This window comes from Bradyrhizobium sp., from assembly GCF_027307225.1.
GTDB lineage: Bacteria > Pseudomonadota > Alphaproteobacteria > Rhizobiales > Xanthobacteraceae > Bradyrhizobium.
This window is the reverse complement of the sequence record NZ_DAHUXJ010000060.1, coordinates 20,899-27,036: the sequence shown is the minus strand read 5'-3', so window position 1 is coordinate 27,036 and position 6,138 is coordinate 20,899. Positions and strand designations below refer to the sequence as shown.

At 58.1% G+C, this 6,138-nt stretch carries 13 protein-coding genes; 12 read left to right on the top strand and 1 reads right to left on the bottom strand.

The genetic code is table 11. The annotated features are described in order from the left end of the window. From M6D32_RS10630 to M6D32_RS10615, 4 genes are all read left to right on the top strand, one after another. Positions 1 to 831 (top strand): DUF4951 domain-containing protein (locus tag M6D32_RS10630; RefSeq protein ID WP_298255860.1); only part of this gene is annotated, 831 nt, incomplete at its 5' end. After that, positions 828 to 1,091 (top strand): hypothetical protein, encoded by a 264-nt coding sequence (locus M6D32_RS10625; protein ID WP_298255859.1) that lies wholly within the window; start codon positions 828 to 830, stop codon positions 1,089 to 1,091. The genes M6D32_RS10630 and M6D32_RS10625, both read left to right, overlap by 4 nt. A 59-nt stretch (positions 1,092 to 1,150) precedes the next feature. Then, positions 1,151 to 1,471 carry a hypothetical protein gene (locus M6D32_RS10620; RefSeq protein WP_298255858.1) on the top strand — a complete coding sequence of 107 codons (321 nt, stop codon included), beginning with the start codon at positions 1,151 to 1,153 and terminating at the stop codon, positions 1,469 to 1,471. A 19-nt stretch (positions 1,472 to 1,490) separates the two neighbouring features. Beyond that, positions 1,491 to 1,964, top strand: a complete 474-nt coding sequence (locus M6D32_RS10615; protein WP_298255857.1) for a hypothetical protein — start codon at positions 1,491 to 1,493, stop codon at positions 1,962 to 1,964. An 85-nt stretch (positions 1,965 to 2,049) separates the two neighbouring features. Here the strand turns inward: M6D32_RS10615 and M6D32_RS10610 are convergent, their stop codons facing one another. After that, positions 2,050 to 2,271 (bottom strand): hypothetical protein, encoded by a 222-nt coding sequence (locus tag M6D32_RS10610; RefSeq protein WP_298255856.1) that lies wholly within the window; start codon positions 2,269 to 2,271, stop codon positions 2,050 to 2,052. A gap of 3 nt (positions 2,272 to 2,274) precedes the next feature. Here M6D32_RS10610 and M6D32_RS10605 point away from each other — a divergent pair, with 3 nt between their 5' ends. The 8 genes from M6D32_RS10605 to M6D32_RS10570 all read left to right on the top strand — a co-directional run bounded on the left by M6D32_RS10605 (position 2,275) and on the right by M6D32_RS10570 (position 6,138). Then, on the top strand, positions 2,275 to 2,595 hold the full coding sequence (locus M6D32_RS10605; protein WP_298255855.1) for a hypothetical protein: 321 nt from the start codon (positions 2,275 to 2,277) through the stop codon (positions 2,593 to 2,595). Continuing rightward, a complete protein-coding gene (locus M6D32_RS10600; protein ID WP_298255854.1) occupies positions 2,592 to 2,783 on the top strand; it encodes a hypothetical protein in 192 nt (63 codons plus the stop codon). The genes M6D32_RS10605 and M6D32_RS10600 overlap by 4 nt, the downstream gene beginning before the upstream one ends. 12 nt (positions 2,784 to 2,795) lie before the next feature. After that, positions 2,796 to 3,137 (top strand): hypothetical protein, encoded by a 342-nt coding sequence (locus M6D32_RS10595; protein ID WP_298255853.1) that lies wholly within the window; start codon positions 2,796 to 2,798, stop codon positions 3,135 to 3,137. Between the two features lie 21 nt (positions 3,138 to 3,158). Beyond that, positions 3,159 to 3,383 carry a hypothetical protein gene (locus M6D32_RS10590; protein ID WP_298255852.1) on the top strand — a complete coding sequence of 75 codons (225 nt, stop codon included), beginning with the start codon at positions 3,159 to 3,161 and terminating at the stop codon, positions 3,381 to 3,383. A gap of 78 nt (positions 3,384 to 3,461) precedes the next feature. Beyond that, a complete protein-coding gene (locus tag M6D32_RS10585) occupies positions 3,462 to 3,776 on the top strand; it encodes a hypothetical protein (RefSeq protein ID WP_298255851.1) in 315 nt (104 codons plus the stop codon). Between the two features lie 3 nt (positions 3,777 to 3,779). Then, positions 3,780 to 4,076 carry a hypothetical protein gene (locus tag M6D32_RS10580; RefSeq protein ID WP_298255850.1) on the top strand — a complete coding sequence of 99 codons (297 nt, stop codon included), beginning with the start codon at positions 3,780 to 3,782 and terminating at the stop codon, positions 4,074 to 4,076. A gap of 603 nt (positions 4,077 to 4,679) precedes the next feature. Then, the gene (locus M6D32_RS10575) at positions 4,680 to 5,642 is read left to right on the top strand and encodes a DUF5309 domain-containing protein (RefSeq protein WP_298255849.1); all 963 of its coding nucleotides are present in this window, start codon (positions 4,680 to 4,682) and stop codon (positions 5,640 to 5,642) included. Between the two features lie 133 nt (positions 5,643 to 5,775). Beyond that, the gene (locus M6D32_RS10570; protein ID WP_298255848.1) at positions 5,776 to 6,138 is read left to right on the top strand and encodes a hypothetical protein; all 363 of its coding nucleotides are present in this window, start codon (positions 5,776 to 5,778) and stop codon (positions 6,136 to 6,138) included.

Sequence of the window (6,138 nt, the reverse complement as noted above, 5' to 3'; positions counted from 1 at the left end):
AGCGCCCCGGCAAATATCTGCTGGTCGTGCACCATGGCTGACTACTCGCTGGTGCCGGTGGATTACCAGCCGGATTTTGGAAACGTCTCGCTCGTCCCGGTCGACCATGATCCGTTCGGTGCGGATGGTGTGACGGAGCAGACGCAGGCTCAGCCGGGGCAGACGCGTGCTCAATCCACGCAGTCCCAGCTGATACAAATCCAGCCGCAAGGTCAGCCGCAATCGGCGCTGCCAAATCCGATTTCGCCCGCTGGGCCTGCGATCGAGGGCGGTTCGGGTTCGCCATTCGTCGATTTCTTCAATCAGTTGGCCGCTCCTGAACGCGCTGAATCGGAAGGAGTGGCAGATCTTGTGCAAAATCACCCGACGGCTGCAAAGATTGTTGGAGCGATTGGGCTCGGTTCGGCACTGGCTCCTCCGCTGGCAATGGCTGGTGCTGAAGGACTCAGTCTATTTGGAGCAGGTTTGGGAGGATCTGCGGTTGCCGATGGGCTCGGCGGGTCAACAATCTCAGGGGCAGGCAGGGCTGCGGCGGCGAGCACCGCGGCCAGACAAGCTATCAGCGAAGCGGTCGCCACTTTGCCCGAAGGAGTAACGCTAGATGATTTTCGGCGACTTGCCGGGTTTGCTCAAGGGTTACCAGCATCAGGTCGGGCTTCCACCGAAGCGACCGCCGAAATAATATCCAAACTCAAGGAGGCCGGTATTACCTCACGATCCGTTGCAGCCTTCCAGAAGTTTTATGAGAATGCAGCGAACGAGAATCCATCCAACGTGTCGGCAGTTCACCGTGCAGGCCTGCTGGCAAACATCTTGAGGAGTTTCCAATGACGGATGCGGCCGTAAAGTATCTCATAATTAACCGTAACCCCGAGCCGTTGACGGTGATCGTGGAGCCTTGGGCTGAGGAGGTTACGCTTTCACCGGATTCTCGACTGTTGCTGACGGCCCTTTGCGACAGAGAGGGTTTACTGGAAGTGGTGACGGACCCCAACTATCTGACTGTGGGGCTTTGGACTGGATGTCGCGCGAAGCTTGCCGTGAATGGTGAGGAACTAAAGATGCCATCGCTTCTGATTCCATCTCCCTGATGGGAGCTGGGCAGCGAGATAATCGTGCGCACGAGCGCTTCCATAGGTTAAGGTGCGACATGCGGAACCCTCTATTTCCAGCAATCATTCCGACGAAAAGTCTCAAGCTGTCTGATGTGCCGAACGAATCGGAGCCCTGGCGGCCGGCCATCATACGCTTCGCGTGGACTTTTGATCCGTCCGAGGATGACCCGTACAAGCTCAACTATCGGGACTTGCCGGCCTTGTCAGCCGATAGCGGCCTGGTGCGGCTTCGGGCACACCTGTTTTTAGAGCAACGGCGGTGGAATCATATGAGCCGCGATCCGGAAGCCAGCACCATGTTAGCCATCCGAAGGACCGTTGCTTTAATTCGCGCGATGTTGTCGGAGCAGAGCTAGATGTATCAGAAATCGGGGCATGAAATATCCTGCCCCCACTTGGCGAGGGCTCATCCGCGCGGAAGCGCCGGGCTGGTTTGCAGATCGGATGGCGCATTACACGGACCAGCAGAAGAGCTTTGTGGTCTACGAGCATGGAACGGCGGTCTTTGACGATAGCTCACCCGAGCCGGATATTGCCAAATACAATGCGGCGTTGCTGGACGTCGTGACGCATATGCCTGACTTTTCGGTCAGGCCGATGCGCGACGGCAACTTCATCGTCGACTTCAGAGGGCCGGTGTACGGCCTCGTCGATGGTGCGTTCTTTAAGCAGAATCGACAGCAGCTATCGCTAGATGCGAAGAAGCATGGTCTGTTTCCTACCGAGAAACTTTTGCCTCCAAATGAAGATAGCGTTAAAGCCGGCCATCATGTCATCGGTCTTTACGCACGCGCAAATCTGTATCTGGATGCTGAGTCCCCGGTCGTTGTGGCGCGGTTTATCTCATGACCGCTGCGTATCGGAATTTTGATGGAACGATAGGACATTCATTCGTTGATCGAAAGACGATAGCGAACAGGTGGGCCGAATTGGCCTAGCTCACCGATGTCGTCCAGCCGACATTGATGATCTCTGAATCGATCAGCGCATCTTTGCGCTCCTGCACGGCACGATCCGCAAGCACGGCCAGCAGATCCAGACCGTGCGCCTGCGCAACGCCTGGGTAAATGTCGATCCGCGCAACTGGAAGACGCGCGACGACATGACCATCAATGTCGGTCTCGGCACCGGGGGCAAGGCGCAGCAGTTCGCGCAAACCATGGCGATCGGCAACGTGCAGAAGGAACTGCTCTCGGCCGGCAAAGCCGGTCTCGTCGGCGATCTCCAGCTCTACAACACCGCGTCCGAACTGACGCGGATCATGGGGCATAAGAACCCAAATCAATTTTTCAACGACCCCTCAGCGATCAACCCGCAGACCGGGCAATTGCTCAATCGACCGCCGTCGTCGCCTACGCCGCCGCCCGATCCGAAACTGCTGAGTGCGCAGGCGCGTGCGCAAATCGATGCCGCGACATCGGCGCACCAGGCGCAGCTCGCCAGCAGAAGGCGCAGAGCGATTCTCTCCATTTGCAGGTGAAAACGCAAAGCGAGATCGCGCTCGCCAGGGTCAAGGCCGACCTCGACGCAAAACTCTCCGTGCTCGATGCGCATCTGAAGGCCGCGATGGCGGCGCAGAAGACGGAGCGCGCGCATCCGCCCGGCGCGCGCGAAGCCAAAGACGGCCATCATTACGTCCCCGTTTCCAAACGCCCCGGCAAATTTTGAGGTTCGTTCATCATGTCTGATTTTTCGCTGGTGCCGGTCGATCACCAGCCGGACTTTGAAGACGTTTCGCTCGTCCCGGTCGACCACGATCCGTTCGGTGCTGACGGCGTGACGCGGCAGGCACAGCTGGGGCAGGCGAAGCCGGCGCAGGCCCAACAGATGCCCGCCGAACCTCAACCGGTCGTGACGCCGACTCCAGTTCAGAGCAGAGATGAGAGTAAGGATGATTGTATAAGAAGATGCTCCGATCTAGCGTTGCCGACGCCGGACTATGGAATTCAATTTCAGCGGTGCATGCTCGCATGTATGTCAGGTGGTAATTCCGGCTTTCCAAGATGGGACAGATACTTTTAACAAACGAAATTGGAGTGGAACATGGATCGACATGCAGCCATTAGACTTGATGGAATGTTGCTAGGCGCCAGGGCCAACTTAGATGGAATAGCGCATTACATGAAGAACAACCTCTCTCCTGAGGAATTCTCTGAGCTCGTAATGTCGATTGGAAAATCGATGCACGCACTAATAGAGATTTCTTCGTCTTTACATTTGCAATTTCCCGATATTGTACCGAAGGAATTGTTGCCGCCCGGCGATTGATCAAAGATACCCAAAAATTCGATGCAGAGTACGGCACGAAGCTCTATGATGCGTTGTTAAAAACGGGGTTCCTGCGCCGTGATCGAGAACATCAAGCCGGCTGAATCGCTGACGGTGGCTGCCTTTCCGGGCTCATCCTGTGTGGACCTGGATGGCCAGAGAGTAACGGCGGTGAACTTCGCTGAGGCTGACACGACCCTGGAATTCGATCTGGGGATAACCGTCCGACTGGGAAAATCGATATTTCCAACCGAACCAGGATCGACCCTCTGGTCGCTCGGTCGGTTTGGGAGCCCAGGCTTGGTTCTTTTGAATGACGGCGCAATACTCAGAGGCAATGAAGTGGACGAGAAGATCATCTCGCCAATCTCACCTCCCACCCGGAAAGCGTGATCGATGAACGAAACTCAACTCGGCGAGGCCGCCGCTCAGGCACTTCGCGCGAAAAACCTGCTCGACAATGAACTCTTGAGCGAAGCCTTCAAGAGCCTGGAAGACAGTTACGCCGCTGCTTGGCGCGCGACTGGAATCGATGATGTCGCCGCGCGCGAAAAGCTTTTTCTCGCGATCAATATCGTCGGCAAGGTGCGCGATCATCTCTCCTCGATCGTCGCCGGCGGCAAGCTGGCGCAGGCCGAATTGAAAGAACTCGCGCGCACCGCAGAGCGAAGGAAGAGATTCGGGATCGTGTGATATCCGCAAGATCAGCACCGAATGGAAGCTTCCGATCGAACTGCTGACGCCGCCCTACGAACTGGGCCGCGCCTACGGCAGTTGGATCCGGCTTCCTTTTGGAGAGTCAAAATTCTTGATCTGCCCATTTGACACGTCGGGCAAATCACCTTCATAAGCCGATCGTCGCAAGAATCTTGAAAAGGCCGCGGGTCGAATTTGCATTGGCGTTACCCTGTCGATCTGAAAGCATTCGGCGGTTTTTGAAGCCATCAATTGCCTGGGTTGCTTTCACGAGCCTGCTTGACATGTCGGGCAAATCACCTTCATAAGCCCATCATCGCAACAATTTTTGAAAAGCCCGCTGCCGATCGCAAATCGGCCGGCGGTTTTTTTCGTGATCCGATTTCATGCAAATCGCGTCATGACCCGCTGACCCTCGCCCGTGTGCGAGGCGCCCGGCGAAGTGACCACGACGAGAAGCGAACCGGAAAATCTTTCCGCGCCATCGCACGATCGCGAAGGTCTTGAAGACATCAACATCAACCCAGAGCCTCGCTTGAGGCTTCGCCGGCAATTCAGGACGGCTCGTCCGCGGCCGGACCATCATCAGGAATAATCGATATGGCTCTACCAGCTTCAACCTTCACCACCTACACGGCGATCGGCAATCGCGAAGATCTCTCCGACGTGATCTATCGCATCGACCCGACCGACACGCCGTTCATGAGCGGCGCCGAAAAGGAAAAAGCGACCGCCGTCAACCACGAATGGCAGACGCAGGCGCTCGCGGCAGCCAATCCGGCCAACGCCCAGCTCGAAGGCGACGACCCCACCACCAGCACGACCACTCCGACGGTGCGGCTCGGCAATTTGTGCCAGATCTCCTACAAGGTCGCACAGGTGTCGGGAACGCAGCAGGCGGTCGATCACGCCGGCCGCGACAACGAACTCGCCTATCAGGAGATGCTCAAGGGCCTTGAGCTGCGGCGCGACCTCGAGACCATCCTGGTCGGTACCAACCAGGCCAAGGTCGCGGGTAACACGACCACGCCGCGCCAGACCGCCTCGATCCTGTCCTGGATCGCATCGAACACGTCGATGAGCACCTCCGGCTCGCCCGCCAACCCGTCACCGATCGACGGCACCTCGACCCGAACCGATGGAACGCAGATCGCGTTCACCGAGGCTCGGCTGAAGAGCGTGCTGTCCTCGATCTGGACCAACGGCGGCAAGCCCGGCGTGATCCTGACCGGCGCCTTCAACAAGCAGGTGTTTTCGACCTTCACCGGCCGCGCCACCGCGATCGAGGACGCCAAGTCGAAGAAGATCGTGGCGTCCGTCGACGCTTACGAATCCGATTTTGGCAAGCTCAAGGTGGTGGCGAACCGCTTCCAGCGTAGCCGCGACGTGCTGGTGCTCGAGATGGATAAATGGGCGGTCGCCTATCTTAACGGCCGCAACATGATCTCGCTTCCGCTGGCCAAGACCGGCGATTCCGAGCGGCGCCAGATCCTGGCCGAATACGCGCTCGTTGCCCGCAATGAAAAGTCGAGCGGCGGCGTGTTCGACAACACCGCGTCCTGACCGGCCAACAACCAAATGCACGTCCGTCATTCCGGGGCGATGCGAAGCATCGAACCCGGAATCTCGAGATTCCGGGTCTGGTCCTTCGGACCATCCCGGAATGACGACCTTCTCGCTCTCCTGGAGACACCCGATGTCACTACCCAACGTTCATACCCTCGATACCACCGATCTCACGTCCTACACGCCTTCCTGCGGCGCGGCGCCGGTCCCGGCCTATATTCGCGCGCCATTCCGTAGCCGTCTTTTGAAAGCCACCGGCATTCTTGGCGGCGCCATCACCACGGCGAACGCCACCATCACTGTCACGGTGAACGGCACTTCAGTGGCGAGCTTCACCGCGACGCAATCGGGTTCGGCCGCGGGCCAGCTGTTTTCGGTGGTGGTGCCGTCGCCGACTTATCTGAACGAAGACGACGTCATCGCGCTGACGCCGTCCGGTGCGTCCGGCGCGTCGGTCCCGATGTTTTTCTCAGTCGCAGTGAGGGCCGCCTAG

Bases quoted from the DNA above. Each gene is read 5' to 3' on its own strand.
- M6D32_RS10625 (WP_298255859.1), top strand. From the start codon at position 828: ATGACGGATGCGGCCGTAAAGTATCTCATAATTAACCGTAACCCCGAG.
- M6D32_RS10620 (WP_298255858.1), top strand. From the start codon at position 1,151: ATGCGGAACCCTCTATTTCCAGCAATCATTCCGACGAAAAGTCTCAAG.
- M6D32_RS10615 (WP_298255857.1), top strand. From the start codon at position 1,491: ATGAAATATCCTGCCCCCACTTGGCGAGGGCTCATCCGCGCGGAAGCG.
- M6D32_RS10605 (WP_298255855.1), top strand. From the start codon at position 2,275: ATGGCGATCGGCAACGTGCAGAAGGAACTGCTCTCGGCCGGCAAAGCC.
- M6D32_RS10595 (WP_298255853.1), top strand. From the start codon at position 2,796: ATGTCTGATTTTTCGCTGGTGCCGGTCGATCACCAGCCGGACTTTGAA.
- M6D32_RS10590 (WP_298255852.1), top strand. From the start codon at position 3,159: ATGGATCGACATGCAGCCATTAGACTTGATGGAATGTTGCTAGGCGCC.
- M6D32_RS10580 (WP_298255850.1), top strand. From the start codon at position 3,780: ATGAACGAAACTCAACTCGGCGAGGCCGCCGCTCAGGCACTTCGCGCG.
- M6D32_RS10575 (WP_298255849.1), top strand. From the start codon at position 4,680: ATGGCTCTACCAGCTTCAACCTTCACCACCTACACGGCGATCGGCAAT.
- M6D32_RS10570 (WP_298255848.1), top strand. From the start codon at position 5,776: ATGTCACTACCCAACGTTCATACCCTCGATACCACCGATCTCACGTCC.